Source organism: Streptomyces sp. NPDC058620 (assembly GCF_042717135.1).
In the GTDB taxonomy this organism is placed as follows: domain Bacteria; phylum Actinomycetota; class Actinomycetes; order Streptomycetales; family Streptomycetaceae; genus Streptomyces.
In genome coordinates, this window is the sequence record NZ_JBHXQO010000010.1 from 136,962 (window position 1) to 151,728 (window position 14,767).

15 protein-coding genes are annotated in these 14,767 nt (G+C 69.6%); 8 read left to right on the plus strand and 7 right to left on the minus strand.

Annotated features, from left to right (window positions below):
• Nucleotides 1-5: 5 nt before the first annotated feature.
• Nucleotides 6-518: a hypothetical protein gene (locus tag ACFWSK_RS13525; protein ID WP_383784421.1), complete on the minus strand. Its 513-nt coding sequence runs from the start codon at nucleotides 516-518 to the stop codon at nucleotides 6-8.
• 251 nt (nucleotides 519-769) lie between these two features.
• Here ACFWSK_RS13525 and ACFWSK_RS13530 point away from each other — a divergent pair, with 251 nt between their 5' ends.
• On the plus strand, nucleotides 770-1,012 hold the full coding sequence (locus tag ACFWSK_RS13530) for a DUF397 domain-containing protein (protein ID WP_033296523.1): 243 nt from the start codon (nucleotides 770-772) through the stop codon (nucleotides 1,010-1,012).
• A 169-nt stretch (nucleotides 1,013-1,181) separates the two neighbouring features.
• Here the strand turns inward: ACFWSK_RS13530 and ACFWSK_RS13535 are convergent, their stop codons facing one another.
• Entirely contained in the window at nucleotides 1,182-1,697 is a 516-nt protein-coding gene (locus ACFWSK_RS13535; RefSeq protein ID WP_383784423.1) for an ATP-binding protein, read from the minus strand.
• A gap of 343 nt (nucleotides 1,698-2,040) precedes the next feature.
• On the opposite strand from ACFWSK_RS13535, the gene ACFWSK_RS13540 reads away from it, so the two are divergent.
• From ACFWSK_RS13540 to ACFWSK_RS13560, 5 genes are all read left to right on the plus strand, one after another.
• Nucleotides 2,041-2,922 carry a helix-turn-helix transcriptional regulator gene (locus tag ACFWSK_RS13540; protein WP_173313818.1) on the plus strand — a complete coding sequence of 294 codons (882 nt, stop codon included), beginning with the start codon at nucleotides 2,041-2,043 and terminating at the stop codon, nucleotides 2,920-2,922.
• A 63-nt stretch (nucleotides 2,923-2,985) separates the two neighbouring features.
• Nucleotides 2,986-4,443 (plus strand): aldehyde dehydrogenase family protein, encoded by a 1,458-nt coding sequence (locus ACFWSK_RS13545; protein ID WP_383784425.1) that lies wholly within the window; start codon nucleotides 2,986-2,988, stop codon nucleotides 4,441-4,443.
• Nucleotides 4,444-4,682: 239 nt separating this feature from the next.
• Nucleotides 4,683-5,324 (plus strand): PadR family transcriptional regulator, encoded by a 642-nt coding sequence (locus ACFWSK_RS13550; protein WP_383784427.1) that lies wholly within the window; start codon nucleotides 4,683-4,685, stop codon nucleotides 5,322-5,324.
• Between the two features lie 80 nt (nucleotides 5,325-5,404).
• A complete protein-coding gene (locus ACFWSK_RS13555; RefSeq protein WP_383784532.1) occupies nucleotides 5,405-6,352 on the plus strand; it encodes an ATP-binding cassette domain-containing protein in 948 nt (315 codons plus the stop codon).
• Nucleotides 6,349-7,182, plus strand: a complete 834-nt coding sequence (locus ACFWSK_RS13560) for an ABC transporter permease (protein ID WP_383784429.1) — start codon at nucleotides 6,349-6,351, stop codon at nucleotides 7,180-7,182. Before ACFWSK_RS13555 ends, ACFWSK_RS13560 begins: the two co-directional genes overlap by 4 nt.
• A 72-nt stretch (nucleotides 7,183-7,254) precedes the next feature.
• Here the strand turns inward: ACFWSK_RS13560 and ACFWSK_RS13565 are convergent, their stop codons facing one another.
• Together ACFWSK_RS13565 and ACFWSK_RS13570 are read right to left on the minus strand one after the other, a co-directional pair.
• Nucleotides 7,255-8,682 (minus strand): glutamate decarboxylase, encoded by a 1,428-nt coding sequence (locus ACFWSK_RS13565; protein WP_383784431.1) that lies wholly within the window; start codon nucleotides 8,680-8,682, stop codon nucleotides 7,255-7,257.
• Between the two features lie 147 nt (nucleotides 8,683-8,829).
• Nucleotides 8,830-10,119: an ion channel protein gene (locus tag ACFWSK_RS13570; protein ID WP_383784434.1), complete on the minus strand. Its 1,290-nt coding sequence runs from the start codon at nucleotides 10,117-10,119 to the stop codon at nucleotides 8,830-8,832.
• Between the two features lie 136 nt (nucleotides 10,120-10,255).
• On the opposite strand from ACFWSK_RS13570, the gene ACFWSK_RS13575 reads away from it, so the two are divergent.
• Nucleotides 10,256-11,014 (plus strand): MerR family transcriptional regulator, encoded by a 759-nt coding sequence (locus ACFWSK_RS13575; RefSeq protein WP_383784437.1) that lies wholly within the window; start codon nucleotides 10,256-10,258, stop codon nucleotides 11,012-11,014.
• 42 nt (nucleotides 11,015-11,056) lie between these two features.
• Here ACFWSK_RS13575 and ACFWSK_RS13580 read toward each other — a convergent pair whose 3' ends face one another.
• Nucleotides 11,057-11,422 carry a YbjQ family protein gene (locus ACFWSK_RS13580; RefSeq protein ID WP_383784439.1) on the minus strand — a complete coding sequence of 122 codons (366 nt, stop codon included), beginning with the start codon at nucleotides 11,420-11,422 and terminating at the stop codon, nucleotides 11,057-11,059.
• Nucleotides 11,423-11,570: 148 nt separating this feature from the next.
• Here ACFWSK_RS13580 and ACFWSK_RS13585 point away from each other — a divergent pair, with 148 nt between their 5' ends.
• Complete coding sequence (locus ACFWSK_RS13585; protein WP_383784442.1) at nucleotides 11,571-12,338, plus strand: DedA family protein; 768 nt, start codon at nucleotides 11,571-11,573, stop codon at nucleotides 12,336-12,338.
• A 17-nt stretch (nucleotides 12,339-12,355) separates the two neighbouring features.
• Here the strand turns inward: ACFWSK_RS13585 and ACFWSK_RS13590 are convergent, their stop codons facing one another.
• Together ACFWSK_RS13590 and ACFWSK_RS13595 are read right to left on the minus strand one after the other, a co-directional pair.
• On the minus strand, nucleotides 12,356-14,062 hold the full coding sequence (locus ACFWSK_RS13590) for a threonine/serine exporter ThrE family protein (protein WP_383784445.1): 1,707 nt from the start codon (nucleotides 14,060-14,062) through the stop codon (nucleotides 12,356-12,358).
• A 174-nt stretch (nucleotides 14,063-14,236) separates the two neighbouring features.
• A complete protein-coding gene (locus tag ACFWSK_RS13595) occupies nucleotides 14,237-14,731 on the minus strand; it encodes an inorganic diphosphatase (RefSeq protein WP_014155500.1) in 495 nt (164 codons plus the stop codon).
• Between the last annotated feature and the right edge of the window lie 36 nt (nucleotides 14,732-14,767).

Genomic DNA, 14,767 nt, shown 5'->3' on the forward strand with positions numbered 1-14,767 from the left:
GGTCGTCAGGGGGTCGGCATGCCCGGAAGTTCCGTGGGCAGCGCGCCGCCCTCCGTCTTGGTGAGCGTGTCCTTGGCCCCGGCGTCCCACGAGACGACGATGGTCTTGCCGTCGTTGGACTCGACGGATCCCATGGTGCGGTCGGTGTTGCCGTCGGTGCACGTCAGCGACAGCATCACCTTGCCGTGGTCCTTCACCTCGCCCGAGCAGACGTGCTGTTCGGCGACGAGCGCGGCCTTGCCCGCGGCGACGGAGAGGGCGACGGCCTTCCCGTCGGTCAGCCCCGCCCAGGTGCCTTCGAGCTTCGAAGCGCCGGCACCGGGCTTTCCGGTCTGCCCGGACGCCGAACCAGAACCGGAAGCAGAACCGGAACCGGAATCGGAACCAGAACTGGAATCCTTGCCCGAGCTGCCCTTCCGGCCGCCACTGCCGTCCCCGTCACTGCCGCAGGCCGTCAGTGCGAGCGCGGCCACAAGGCCCGCGGTAACGACGGCTCCGGTGCGTACAAACCTGTCCATGTGGACTTCCCCCTGTTGGATTTCGGTCGAAAGACCGCGCCAAACTACCAGCGGCGTAGAAGCAACTCCCTTGATACGGAGCCGAATAGGCGTGCCGTTCGTCTCTTCATCGGAAGGGCGGGCAGGTGGGGGCAAAGCTGTAATCAAAGGAACACCCCGCGTGCACGTGCATCTGCTCATGCATTGGCATATGAACACAGCTATGATCCGAGCTAGTTGACACTTGCACCTTGCAACTCGGGGAGCGTCCTGTGCACCACGTGTACAACGGCATGGCAGCCACAGAGCTCCGCGGAGTCGTCTGGCAGAAGAGCAGACACAGCAACTCCCAGGGCTCCTGTGTGGAGTTCGCCAAACTGCCCGGAGGGAATGTGGCGATGCGGAACTCGCGCCACCCCGACGGGCCCGCCCTGGTCTATACGCCGGCCGAGATAGAGGCGCTGCTGCTCGGCGTCAAGGACGGGGAGTTCGACCACCTGGCCGCAGGCGGCTGACCCCCGGACACGGGGCGCGACCGACCCCGGCCACGGACGGCCGACCCTGTTCACCGGCGGCCGACCGCCCGGGTTCAGGATCGCGCCGCCGTCGCCACCGCAACCGCCATCGCGACCGTAACCGCCACCGCCGACGACGCTTCCTCTACGCGCGTCGGCACCCAGCGCTTCACCGCGCGTCGTCGGCCGTTCCGCCGTCCGGCAGCCGGAACAGTGCCCAGACCACCTTGCCGCGCATGGCCCCGGTGGGCAGCTTCTCCCCGGCCAGTACGGGGGAGGGGTGCCAGCCCCACGAGTCGCTGAACGACTCCACCAGGAACAGCCCACGACCCGACTCCGCCGAGTCCGCGGCCTCACCGGCCACCGGACCGCTCCGACTGGGGTCGCGCACCGCGCACACCAGGCGGGACGTCCAGTGCATCAGGTGCAGCCGTACGGGCGGATCGTGCGGGTCCCTGGCGACATCCGCCGGCAGGGCGTGACGCAGGGCGTTGGTGACGAGTTCGGAAACGACCAGGGCGACGTCGTCGAACCGCTCGGTCAGTTCCCACTGGGTGAGCGTCTTCCTGGTGAACTGCCGTGCTCCGCCCACCGCCTCGTAGCGAGCCGGCAACGTGCAGGAGGCCGATCCCGCGACCGCTGAGGGGTCGGTAGGTGGAAGCCCCTGCCGTAACGGCTCGAGCATCGTCGATCCATTCGTCCCCATGCGAGGCACTCCCGGGATTCGCGGCTGTAGCGGCACTGCCTGTAGCGGTACTGCGGGGGGTACAGCGGCACAACACGAACGAGCACGCAGGTGCGCAATGGCCATCGTTCCGAATGCGCAGGGCAGATGCAAGGGCAGATGCACGTGCACGCGCCGGACCTGCCCGACAGCGTGCCGGTTCTTACTCATTTCTTCCCCTGGGCAGATCCGCAGCTTTCTGCAAGTCTTCCCATTTCCGTAATCGAATGAGTACGGGCTGAAGCGTTTTGGTGGCAGAATCCGGCACTCGGGGTTCGGGGGAACCCCGGATGTCCGGGAAGCGATGGGGAGGGTTGGACCAGTGCCGGCAGGCGAGTCGAGTGGTTCTGTGGTGCGGCGCATCCTGCTGGGCTCACAGCTCAGGCGCCTGCGCGAGTCGCGCGGCATCACCCGTGAGGCGGCCGGCTACTCCATCCGCGCCTCCGAATCGAAGATCAGCCGCATGGAGTTGGGACGGGTGAGCTTCAAGGCCAGGGACGTCGAGGACCTGCTCACGCTCTACGGCGTCGCCGACGAGGTGGAGCGCGACTCCCTCCTCGGTCTGGCCCGTGAGGCCAACGTGGCAGGCTGGTGGCACAGTTTCGGTGACGTACTGCCCGGCTGGTTCCAGACGTACATCGGTCTGGAGGGAGCGGCGTCGCTCATCCGGATCTATGAAGTCCAGTTCGTTCACGGTCTGTTGCAGACCGAGGCGTACGCCCATGCCGTGGTCTCCCGGGGTATGCGCGGCGCTCCCGCGGCCGAGATCGACCGCCGGGTCGCGCTGCGGCTGGAGCGGCAGAAGGCGCTCGTCTCCGAGCGGGCCCCCCGCTTCCACGCCGTGCTCGACGAGGCGGCGCTGCGCCGTCCGTACGGCGAGCGCGAGGTGATGCGTGCGCAATTGCGGCATCTGATCGATATGTCGGAGCAGCCGAACATCACTCTCCAGGTGATGCCCTTCAGTTTCGGCGGGCACGCGGGAGAGAGCGGTGCATTTACGATGCTGCGATTCCCGGAATCCGATCTGTCGGACCTCGTCTATCTGGAGCAGCTGACAAGTGCGCTGTATCTGGACAAGGCCGAGGAAGTCGCCCAGTACGAAAAGGCCATGATTCGCCTCCAGGAGGACAGTCCGGGCCCCGAAGAGAGTCGCGATCTGCTTCGCGGTCTCCTTCAACTGACGTGATTTATCAGTACGATGACGTCGTATCAGCCCGGCCGGGAGTCTGCGCCTGCAGTAAGGGATTGCATGTCCTACTTCAATGAACTGGCCTACCAGTACATCGACGGCGAGTGGCTGACCGGCAGCGGCTCGTGGGACATCATCGATATCAATCCCTACAACGGCGAGAAGCTGAGTTCGATCACCGTCGCCACCTCGCTGGAGGTGGACAGGGCCTACCGCGCCGCGGAACGCGCCCAGCGGGCATGGGCCGCGTCCGGTCCGTACGAGCGCCGTGCCGTGCTGAGCCGCGCCGTGGACATCATCGAGGAACGCTCCGAAGTGATCGTCGAAGCGATTGTCGACGAACTGGGCGGCACCCGTCTCAAGGCGGAGTACGAGGTCCGTATCTGCCAGGAATTCCTGCGCGCGGCGGCCGGTCAGGCCCTGCGCCCGATGGGCCGGCTGCTGCCCTCACCGGTGGACGGCAAGGAGAACCGCGTCCACCGGGTGCCCGTCGGGGTCATAGGCGTGATCTCCGCCTTCAACTTCCCTTTCCTGGTGACCATGAAGTCCGTGGCCCCCGCTCTGGCCCTCGGTAACGCGGTCGTCGTCAAGCCCCACCAGAACGCTCCCCTGGTCGGCGGCGGCCTGGTGGCCAAGATCTTCGAGGACGCGGGGCTTCCGGCCGGACTGCTCAACGTAGTGATCACGGACAGCGCGGAGATAGGCGACTCGTTCATCGCGCACCCCGTGCCGAAGGTGATCTCGTTCACCGGCTCCGACCGCGTGGGCCGGCACATCGCCGCGACGGCGGGCGGCCTCTTCAAGCGGGTCATCCTCGAACTCAGCGGCAACAGTGCCCTGGTGGTGCTGGAGGACGCGGACATCGACTACGCGGTCCAGGCCGCCGTCTTCAGCCGCTTCCTGTACCAGGGGCAGGTCAGCATGGCCGCCAACCGCATCCTGGTGGACCGGGCGGTCGAGGCCGGGTTCACCGAGCGGTTCACGGCCGCGGTGGCCGGCCTCAGGACCGGCGACCCACGCGATCCGGAGACCCGTATCGGCCCGGTCATCAGCGCCTTCCAGGCGGACGCCCTGACGGCCCTGGTCGACCAGGCGATCGCCGACGGCGCCACGCCGCTGGTACGGGGCCGCACGCGCGGCAATCTCGTCGAGCCGACGGTGCTGGCCGGGCTGCCCGAGGACTCCCCCCTGCTGACGCAGGAGATCTTCGGCCCGGTGGCGCTGCTGGTGCCGTTCGAGGGCGAGGACGAGGCCGTACGGATCGTCAACGACAGCCCGTACGGACTGAGCGGCGCCGTGCACACCAAGGACGTGGAGCGCGGTGTGCGCTTCGCGCGGCGGATCGTCAGCGGGATGTTCCACGTCAACGACTCCACCGTCCAGGACGACCCGCTCGTGGCCTTCGGCGGCGAGAAGATGTCCGGGATGGGCCGGCTGAACGGCGAGGCCGCGGTGGAGGCGTTCACGACGCAGAAGTGGATGTCCATCCAGCACGGACGGACGCGATTTCCGCTCTGAAGTGCCGCGTTGAGGACAGGAGCTGACCGCAAGGGTTCGTAACGTGCTCGGTGTCAGGAAGAAGGACACCGGCACGATCACCAGGCGGTCGCCATGTCACGCACGTTCCCTCCGAGGCGCACAGCGACGAGCGCGGCGCGCTGCCGACAGCTTCCGGCTGGTCGAGGGCGAGACGATTCCCGGGATGAGGGCTACGCTGAGGACGCATCTAGTCAAAGTTGAATAGAAAGAGTGTGGGAATGTCCGCGATCCGGCTGCTGGTCCTCGGAGCCGTGCGTCAGCACGGTCGTGCGCACGGCTATCAGGTCCGCAACGACCTGGAGTACTGGGGCGCGCACGAGTGGTCCAACGCGAAACCCGGATCGATCTACCACGCTCTCAAGCAGATGGCGAAGCAGGGACTGCTGGTCGCGCACGAGGTCGCGCCGTCCACGGCCGGCGGTCCGCCCCGCACCGAGTACGAGATCACCGAGCAGGGCACGCGGGAGTTCCTGACCCTCCTGCGCGAGGCGATCACCTCGTACGACCAGAAGATGGACGTGCTCTCGGCGGGCATCGGCTTCATCGTCGACCTGGAGCGGTCCGAGGCGGTCACGCTGCTGCGGCGGCGGATCGCGGCCATCGAGGCGTGGCGGACCTCGGTGACCGAGTACTACACCCCTGAGGAGGGCCCGGAATCGCTCGGTCACATCGGGGAGATCATGCACCTGTGGGTGCACTCGGCGGACGCGGGCGCCGCATGGACGCGTGGCCTGATCGCCCGGATCGAAGGTGGCGCGTACTCCTTCGCGGGTGAGGGGGAGCCCTTCGTCGGGGTGCTCGGCGAGGGCGAGGAGAACCCCTACGCGACCGGCGTTCCCGATCCCGGGGACGACGACTAATCAAGTTTGACGAATGGACTCGGGTGGGATACCTTCCTCCATCTAGTCAAGTTTGACTACACAAGGAGCTGGTGGAGATCTTGACCGACGCGATCGTCGTAGAAGGCGTTCACAAGCGGTACGGGGACAAGCACGCCCTGGACGGGCTGGACCTCACCGTCCGCCGCGGCACCGTGCACGGGGTGCTGGGCCCCAACGGGGCGGGCAAGACCACGGCCGTACGGATCCTGTCGACGCTGCTCCGGCACGACGAGGGCCGGGTCGAGGTGGCGGGACTCGACGTACGCACCGATGCGCGCGAGGTCCGTCAGCGGATCGGCCTGCTCGGGCAGCACGCGGCGGTGGACGAGGAGCTGGGCGGCCGGCAGAACCTGGAGATGTTCGGCCGGCTGTACCACCTGGGCGCACGCCGGGCGGGCGTACGGGCGGACGCCCTGCTGGAGCGGTTCGGGCTCGCCGACACCGGCCGCAAACCCGTCAAGCAGTACAGCGGAGGCATGCGGCGCCGGCTCGACCTGGCCGCCTCGCTGATCACCGACCCCGAGGTGCTGTTCCTGGACGAACCCACGACCGGCCTGGACCCGCGCGGCAGGGCCGAGGTGTGGGGCGCGGTGCGGTCCCTGGTGGGCGGCGGCACGACCGTACTGCTGACCACGCAGTACCTGGACGAGGCGGACCAGCTGGCCGACCGCATCTCGGTGATCGACCGGGGGCGGGCCATCGCGGACGGGACGGCCGACGAGCTGAAGGCGATGGTGGGCGGCGACCGGATCGACGTGGTCCTGCGGGACGCGGCCCGGCTCGGGGAAGCGGCGGCGCTCCTCGGGGGCGGCGTGGCCGTGGACGAGGACCGGCGGCTGCTCAGCGCGCCCGCACCGGACCGGATGGCGGCACTGACCCGGACCGTACGGGCGCTGGAGGAGGCGGGCATCGAGGCGGAGGACATCGCGGTACGGCGCCCGACCCTGGACGAGGTGTTCCTGTCCCTCACGGACCGGACGCCGGACGACGCGGAGGTGGCGGCATGAGTGCGGGTACGGCAACGGCGGCAGCGACGACGAAGGCCGCGGGCACGAGCCGCGTCGGCTGGGCGCTGGCCGACTCCTGGACCATGACCCGGCGCGAACTGGCGCACTGGGCACGGCAGCCGGTCCAGGTGGTCGTCGGCCTGGTCTTCCCGGTGATGCTGCTCCTGATGTTCAACTACCTGGTGGGCGGCGGCCGGGGCGTCGACGGCGACACCACCGAGTTCCTGGTGCCCGGCATGCTCGCGCTCACCATGGCCTTCGGCCTGGAGGGCACGATGCTCGCCGTCACCCAGGACCTCGGCAAGGGCGTCATCGACCGCTTCCGCTCCATGCCGATGGTCTCGGGCGCGGTCCTGGTCGGCCGGAGCGTGGCGGACATGCTCCAGTCGGTGGCGGCGCTCGCCGTGATGATCGGCGTCGGTTACGCGGTCGGCTGGCGCTGGCACAACGGCATCGCCGCCGCACTCGGCGCGGTCGGTCTCCTGCTGCTCTTCCGGTTCGCCATGCTGTGGGTCGGCATCCAGCTGGCCATGGTGGCGGGCAAGCCGGAGATGGTGCAGGCGGTACAGATCCTGGTGTGGCCGGTGGGCTTCCTCTCCAACGTGTTCGCGACCCCGGAGTCGATGCCGGGCTGGCTGGGCGCGGTCGTCGAATGGAACCCGATGTCGGCGACGGCGACGGCGGTGCGCGACCTGTTCGGCAACCCGGGCGCGGCGGGCGGCACCTGGGCCTCGGACCACGCCGAACTCCTGGCGGTGGCCTGGCCGCTGGCACTGACGGCGGTGTTCTTCCCGTTGGCGGTGAGCCGCTTCAGGAACCTCGACAACTGACGCCGGCCCCCAGCCGGCCTGCCCGGCCCCCGGCGGGGCCGGGCAGCCGAGCGACTGACGGAACCCCGCGCCTCAGTGGTGGAACGACGTCGCCGCTCCCCGGTCACGACTCAACGGGTGCCCCTGTGCCCGGAGATCCGGCAGCAGCCGCTGGATGTCCTCCACCAGCAGCTCGGCGAGGTCCGAGGAGAACCCGTTCCGGCACACCACCCGCAGCACGGACAGATCCTCCCGGTGGGCCGGGAACGTGTACGCCGGTACCAGCCACCCGTGCTCCCGCAGTCTCCGCGACACATCGAACACGTCGTACGCCTTCACATCCGGCGCCGTGGTGAACGCGAACACCGGCAACTCGTCTCCCCGGGTCAGGAGTTGGAAGTCACCCAGGCTCTCGATCTTCAGCGCCAGCCCGCGCGCCACATCCCGTGACGCCTGCTGCACCGCCCGGAATCCCTCCCGTCCCAGCCGCAGGAACGTGTAGTACTGCGCCACCACCTGCGCTCCCGGCCGGGAGAAGTTGAGCGCGAACGTCGGCATGTCGCCGCCCAGGTAGTTGACCCGGAAGACCAGCTCCTCGGGCAGCTCCGCGGCCGTACGCCAGAGCGCCCAGCCCACCCCGGGGTAGACCAGGCCGTACTTGTGGCCCGAGGTGTTGATCGACGAGACGCGGGGAAGCCGGAAGTCCCACACCAGGTCCTCGTCGAGGAACGGCGCCACCATCGCCCCGGACGCCCCGTCCACATGGACGGGGATGTCCAGGCCGGTGTGTTCCTGGAGTTCGTCGAGCGCCGCGCAGAGCTCCGCGATCGGCTCGTACGAACCATCGAACGTGGAGCCGAGAATCCCGACCACCCCGATCGTGTTCTCGTCGCAGAGCTCGGCGGCGGCCTGCGGATCGAGATGGAAGCGGCCGCCCTCCATCGGGACCTGCCGGGCCTCGACCTCCCAGAACGTGCAGAACTTCTCCCAGCAGACCTGCACGTTGACGCCCATCACCAGGTTGGGCCGTGCGGTGGCCGGGTAGCGGTCGGAGTTCCGGGCCGCCCAGCGCCGCTTCAGCGCCATCCCGGCCAGCATGCACGCCTCGCTGGAACCCGTCGTCGAGCAGCCCACGGCGGCCGCCGGGTCCGGCGCGTGCCACAGGTCGGCGAGCATCGACACACAGCGCCGCTCCAGCTCGGCCGTACGCGGGTACTCGTCCTTGTCGATCATGTTCTTGTCGCGGCACTCGCTCATCAGCACCCCGGCCTGCGGCTCCATCCAGGTGGTGACGAACGTGGCCATGTTCAGCCGGGCGTTCCCGTCGAGCATCAGCTCGTCGTGCACGAGCCCGTACGCGGTCGACGGCGGCATCGGCCCGTCCGGCAGCCGGTGCCTGGGCGGCGCCGACGTCATCCCCGCCGCCGGGTCGGCCTCCCCGAAGAACGGGTTGAGGGCGAGCCTCCGCTGCTCCTCGGGCGGTTCGTCCTCGTGCCCGTGGGCACCTTTGTGAAGCGGCATCGGCGGGCAGCCCTTCTCGGCTCACGGCGGCGGTCGGGGTCCGCGCCCGGCGTACCGGCCGGACGAGACCGAATGAATCCGACCATACGGACATTCGTCCCACCCGGCGCGCCGAAGAGGGGTGCCCCACGGCCGGCCGGCCGCCCCTCACCTCAGCGGCGAACCGTCCTCGCGCAACTGCATCTGCGGGCGCCCGGTCACCAGCAGCCAGGCCGGCAGCGAGGCGATGCAGAGCAGGGGCAGCACGGCTGTGTCGCTCACCAGGACGGCCGCGGTGAACAGGCTCAGCCAGCCCTGCCGGGTCACGGCCAGCAGGACGCCCAGTACCGCGCAGGACACGGCGAGCGCGGGCGGCACGGAGTCGACCAGGGCGTTCGCGCAGAGCCCGAGCGCGACCCCGGCGAATACGGCGGGGAAGATCCGCCCGCCCCGGAAGCCGCAGGTCGCGGCGACGACCAGCGCCACCGTCTTCACCACCGCCATGACGGCGAACTCCCCGGCCGTCCAGTCGCCGGGATGCGCGGCGAGTTCCTTCACCTCTTCGAGCCCCTTGAAGAGGGTGAGATGGCCGCCCAGCGCCCCCAGCAGGCCGAGCAGCAGCCCGCCCAGGGTCAGCGCGAGCACCGGATGCCTCAGTGCCCTGAACAGCCGGTGGGCCACCGGGAACGCGTACACCGCCACCAGTCCGAGCAGGGCCCCCGCGGAGGCGATCAGGACCGAGGAGAGCAGGTCGCCCCAGGCCGGCTTCGTGTACTCGGGCAGCGACAGGTCGAAGCTCGGATGGGCTGCCAGCGTCATGGTGAGTGCCCCCGCGGCGCCCGCCGCGAGCGGGGCGAAGAGCCGGTCCCAGAGCGCCCCGGGCGCGGGGCGCGAGGCGAGGCTCTCGGAGAGGATCAGCGCCGCGGCCACGGGTGTGCCGAACAGGGCGCCGATGGTGCCGGCCGCCGCGAGGTAGATCCACAGCTCGGCCGGGGCCCCGGGCAGCGCGCGGCGGCCGAGCCAGAAGGCCAGCGCGATGTTCGCGGCCGTGATCGGGTTCTCGGGCCCGAGGCTCACCCCGCCGGCCAGCGACAGCATCGTCACCAGGAGCAGACCGGGGAGAACGCCGGGCGCCATCGGGGCGTCCACCAGCCCGGTGGTGGCCGGGTCGGGGCCTGCGTGTCCGTGCACGGTGCGGACGACCAGGCCGACGGCGAGGCCGGTCGCGGTGAGCATGACGATCATCCACAGCGAGGAGAACCCGCCCACGCCGAGCGCGTCGGGAAGGGTTTTCCAGAGCACGTCCTGGAGTTCTTCCGCGAGCAGGCTGACGCCCAGCAGCACGAGCGCGGAGACGACTCCCACGACGAGGGCGGGCACGATGACCATCAGCAGCCGATGGGCCGGCGTGGGCGCGGTGGGTGCGATGGGCACGGGGGAGGGCGATTCGGGAGCCACCGGCTCACCATAACGGCGTAAAAGCGGCATAACTCTCAAAGTTCTCAGAGGGTCGCGCGATTTCCGCCTTGCACCTCACGTGACGTCAGGGCCCAGGCTGAGGCGCGTACCGCACAACAGAAGGGAGCGGGGAGCCGTGAGCTATTCCGTGGGCCAGGTCGCCGAGTTCGCCGGAGTCACGGTGCGCACGCTGCACCACTACGACGGAATCGGCCTGCTCTCGCCGAGCGGGCGCAGCCACGCGGGCCACCGCCGTTACGACGACGGGGACCTCGACCGGCTGCAGCAGATCCTGTTCTACCGGGAGCTCGGATTCCCGCTCGACGGCATCGCGGTCCTGCTCGACGACCCGGAAGCGGACCCGCAGGAACACCTGCGCCGGCAGCACGCGCTGCTGTCCGACCGGATCGCCGCACTGCGGAAGATGGCCGCCGCCGTCGAAACAGCCATGGAGGCGAAGAAGATGGGCATCAACCTCACACCCGAGGAGAAGTTCGAGGTCTTCGGGGGCAAGGACCCGGATGAGCACGCGGAGGAGTCCGAGCGCCGCTGGGGCGGCACCGAGACCTACGCCGAGTCGCAGCGCCGGGCCGCCCGCTACACGAAGGACGACTGGAAGCGCATGCAGGCGGAGGTCGCCGACTGGGGCGAGCGCTACAACGCGCTGATGGAGGCAGGTGAGCCGGCCACCGGCGAGCGGGCGATGGACCTCGCCGAGGACCACCGGCAGCACATCACCACCTGGTTCTACGACTGCACGCTCACGATCCACCGCGGGCTGGGCGAGATGTACGTCTCCGACCCGCAGTTCCGCGCCTACTACGAGTCGATGAGGCCGGGCCTGGCCGAACACCTGCGGGACGCGATCAACGCCAACGCCGAGCGCCGGGCGTAGGACCTGCCGGTACGGGAGCGGGGCGCCCCGCCCCCGTACCTCTCACAGCCTGCTGATCACCGCCGCCGTCCCGTACGCGCAGACCTCCGTCCCCACGTCGGCGGCCTCGGACACGTCGAACCGCATCATCAGCACCGCGTTGGCGCCGCGTGCCCTGGCCTGCTCGACGAGCCGCTCCATCGCCTGGTTGCGGGTCTCGACCAGGGTCTTCGTCAGCCCCTTGAGCTCGCCGCCGATCATCGACTTCAGCCCGGCGCCGATCTGGCTGCCCAGGTGGCGCGAGCGGACCGTCAGGCCGAACACCTCGCCGATCACCTGCGTCACCTGGTGGCCGGGAACGTCGTTCGTCGTGACGATGAGCACATCGGCCTGAGCCGTCTGTCCGCCGCCGTAGTCCTCAATGCCCATGGTTGTGGCACCTCCTGGGGGACAGCTTTGCCCCGGTTCGCGCCCTGTGCATTTTCGCCTACGCCGTTGGAACCCGGAGGCGCCCCGCAGCGTTGATAGCTTGGGGCGGCCACGCAGCCGCCATCGATCGATCCTGGAGCCCGGACCCTTGAATACGCTTGCGCTCGGCCCGAGCTGGCTGGACCCGGACTATCTGATCAACCAGTTCGGTCTGATCGGCGTCCTCGCCATCGTCTTCGCCGAGTCCGGTCTGCTGATCGGCTTCTTCCTGCCCGGCGACTCCCTGCTGTTCACCACGGGTCTGCTGGTGACGACGGGGAAGCTGACGACCCCGCTGTGGCTGGTCTGCACCCTGGTCGCGCTGGCCGCGATCATCGGTGACCAGGTCGGCTACCTCTTCGGCCGGAAGGTGGGCCCGGCCCTCTTCACGCGCCCCGACTCCCGCCTCTTCAAGCAGGAGAACGTCGAGAAGGCCCACGAGTTCTTCGAGAAGTACGGCCCGAAGTCCCTGGTCCTGGCCCGCTTCGTGCCGGTGGTGCGTACGTTCACGCCGATCATCGCCGGTGTGAGCCGGATGAACTACCGCTCGTTCATCACGTACAACATCATCGGCGGCATCCTCTGGGGCGTCGGCGTCACCGTCCTCGGCGCCATGCTCGGCAAGATCGACTTCGTGCACGCGCACATCGAGATGATCCTCATCCTGATCGTGCTCATCTCCGTGCTGCCGATCGCCATCGAGTTCCTGCGCGCCCGCGGCAAGTCGAAGAAGGAAGCCGCGCGCGGGCAGGACGGCCCGGGGCACCCCGGAGCCGGCCCGGGGCACCCGGGCGGCGGTCCCGGCCACTCCGGCGGCGGCCCGGCCGCCGGTGGCAACCCCTCGTCGGGGCAGCGCGGCCGGCACGCCAGGCGCTGACCCGCTCGCGTACGGGATCAGAAGCCGCGCGTCCGCTTGGCCGCGCGGCGGCCCGCACCCCCGACGGCCCCGGGCACCCGCATGAACAGCCGCGAGATCTCGCTTCCCAGGTTGACCCCGATCGCGATGGCCAGCGCCGTCGCCACCGCGGTCGACAGGGAGGCGAGCCCCGCGTCCAGCTCGCCCTGGGCCACACCCAGCAGACCGAAGTACGTCGCGGAGCCCGGCAGCAGCGGGCCGATCGCCGCCGTGATGAACGGCAGCGACGAGGTGTACTGGTAGCGCGAGAACAGCTGGCCGAAGAGCCCCACCAGACCGGCCGCCACCGCCGTCGCCGCCACCGGTGAGATCTCGCCCGTGCGGGCCATCGCCCCGTAGATGATCCAGGCCACGCCTCCGTTGAGCGTGACCATGAGGACGGTGGAGCGCTCCTGCTGGAGCAGCAGCGCGAAGGCCAGGCTCAGCGCCATCGACGCCAGGATCTGGAGCACGGGCCGGTCGACGGCCACGAAGCGCGCCTCGGGATTCAGCCCGACCCCCAGCTGCACGCCCAGATAGAGGATCAGCAGCACCCCGGTGACGATGCCGATGAAGAAGTACATGACTTCCAGGAGCCGGGCGGCCGCGGTGATGTAGTAGCCGGTCAGGCCGTCCTGCACACCCGCCACCAGGGCCCGCCCCGGCAGCAGCGCGAACAGCCCACCGGTGATCACCGCGGACGGGCGGATGTCCGTGGAATGCGTCAGCGTCAGCAGGACTCCCATGGCCGCGGGCGGCATCGCCGCAACCAGGAACTGGTAGAACTCCGGCAGCCCGCGCCCCGCGCAGAGCCACGCCAGCCGGTCCCCGAGCATCGCGCCGGCCGCCGCCACGATGAAGACCAGCGCACCACCGCCCACCAGCACCGAGGCCGCACCGGCCAGCAGGCCCGCGGCGCACGTCAGCACCCACCCGGGGTACGGATGCCGGTTACGGCGGATCTCGGCGAGACGCCCGTACGCGTCCTCCAGCGACACCTCGACGTCCTCGGTGGTGATGTCGTCCACCAGCCGGAACACGGCGGCCAGCCGGGTGTAGTCCGTGCCGCGGCGGCGTACGGTCCGGCTCGCCGTCACCGGGTCGTCGACCAGCGACGGCTGGTGCGAGATGGACAGCAGCGTGAAGGTGACGGTCGGCTCGGACCGGTCGAGGCCGTACGAACGCGTCACCGCGAACATGGCGGCCTCGACGTCCTCCGCGCCCTCGCCGCCCGCCAGCAGCAACTCCCCGATACGCAACGTCAGGTCGAGCACGCGCGGTACGGCCGGACCGGTGTCGTCGGTCTTCTGGATGATCTCGGGCGCGGGCCGCTCGGTCACCGGCATCCGCAGCATGGTGCGCATCCGGTCCTGCCAGGGGGCTTCCTTCGTCAGCCGGATCATCGGGCTGCCGTGCGCCGGGGTGAAGGCCGGCGGTGCGTGCTGGGCGCTGTAGGCGCGCGGCGGCACGAAGGCGGACGTCAGCGTGTCCGACCCGGAACCGGAACCGGAACCGGAACCCGGGCCCGTCCCCGGCGCCCCCGAGGGGTCCGTGTGCAGGCCGGTCGGAAGCGCGAACTCCGATGTCGGATGGTCGTCCTCGACCGGCGCGGCGGGCTGGTCCACGCCCGCGGGTGGCACGAAGGCGCTGCGTGCCTCGTCGGACTGGGGCTTCTGGTCCTCCGGACCGCCCTGTTCCGCCACCACTCGACCTCGCTCTTCTTCGGCTGCGCTTCCTCGGCTGCGCCCAGGGCTCTGTCTCGTGCCCAGTATGTGCACGGACATGGCTCGGGACGCGAAACGGGCGGCACCCCGTGAAGGTGCCGCCCGTTACACCGACCCGCCCGGACCACTGGCCCAAGCGGAACCGGAAGTGTTACGTCAGTGCGCGCCGCCCTGCGCCTCAAGACGCTTGTAGGACGCCTCGATCTCGGCCTCGGCCTCGGTGCGGCCCACCCAGTCGGCGCCCTCGACGGACTTGCCGGGCTCCAGGTCCTTGTAGACCTCGAAGAAGTGCTGGATCTCCAGGCGGTCGAACTCCGACACGTGGTGGATGTCGCGCAGGTGCTCCACCCGGGGGTCGGACGCCGGGACGCACAGCAGCTTGTCGTCGCCGCCGGCCTCGTCCGTCATGCGGAACATGCCGATGGCGCGGCACTTGATGAGGCAACCGGGGAAGGTCGGCTCCTCCAGAATGACGAGCGCGTCCAGCGGGTCGCCGTCCTCGCCGAGGGTGTTCTCGACGAAGCCGTAGTCGGCCGGGTAGCTGGTCGAGGTGAAGAGTCGACGGTCCAGGCGGATCCGACCGGTCTCGTGGTCCACCTCGTACTTGTTCCGCGAACCCTTAGGGATCTCGATAACGACGTCGAACTCCACGGGTGGCTCCTCCATGATCAACACATACGACTGGTG

Excerpts from the sequence above, each read along its gene's own strand:
- ACFWSK_RS13525 (WP_383784421.1), bottom strand. The coding sequence starts at position 518 with ATGGACAGGTTTGTACGCACCGGAGCCGTCGTTACCGCGGGCCTTGTG.
- ACFWSK_RS13535 (WP_383784423.1), bottom strand. The coding sequence starts at position 1,697 with ATGCTCGAGCCGTTACGGCAGGGGCTTCCACCTACCGACCCCTCAGCG.
- ACFWSK_RS13540 (WP_173313818.1), top strand. The coding sequence starts at position 2,041 with ATGGGGAGGGTTGGACCAGTGCCGGCAGGCGAGTCGAGTGGTTCTGTG.
- ACFWSK_RS13545 (WP_383784425.1), top strand. The coding sequence starts at position 2,986 with ATGTCCTACTTCAATGAACTGGCCTACCAGTACATCGACGGCGAGTGG.
- ACFWSK_RS13550 (WP_383784427.1), top strand. The coding sequence starts at position 4,683 with ATGTCCGCGATCCGGCTGCTGGTCCTCGGAGCCGTGCGTCAGCACGGT.
- ACFWSK_RS13560 (WP_383784429.1), top strand. The coding sequence starts at position 6,349 with ATGAGTGCGGGTACGGCAACGGCGGCAGCGACGACGAAGGCCGCGGGC.
- ACFWSK_RS13565 (WP_383784431.1), bottom strand. The coding sequence starts at position 8,682 with ATGCCGCTTCACAAAGGTGCCCACGGGCACGAGGACGAACCGCCCGAG.
- ACFWSK_RS13580 (WP_383784439.1), bottom strand. The coding sequence starts at position 11,422 with ATGGGCATTGAGGACTACGGCGGCGGACAGACGGCTCAGGCCGATGTG.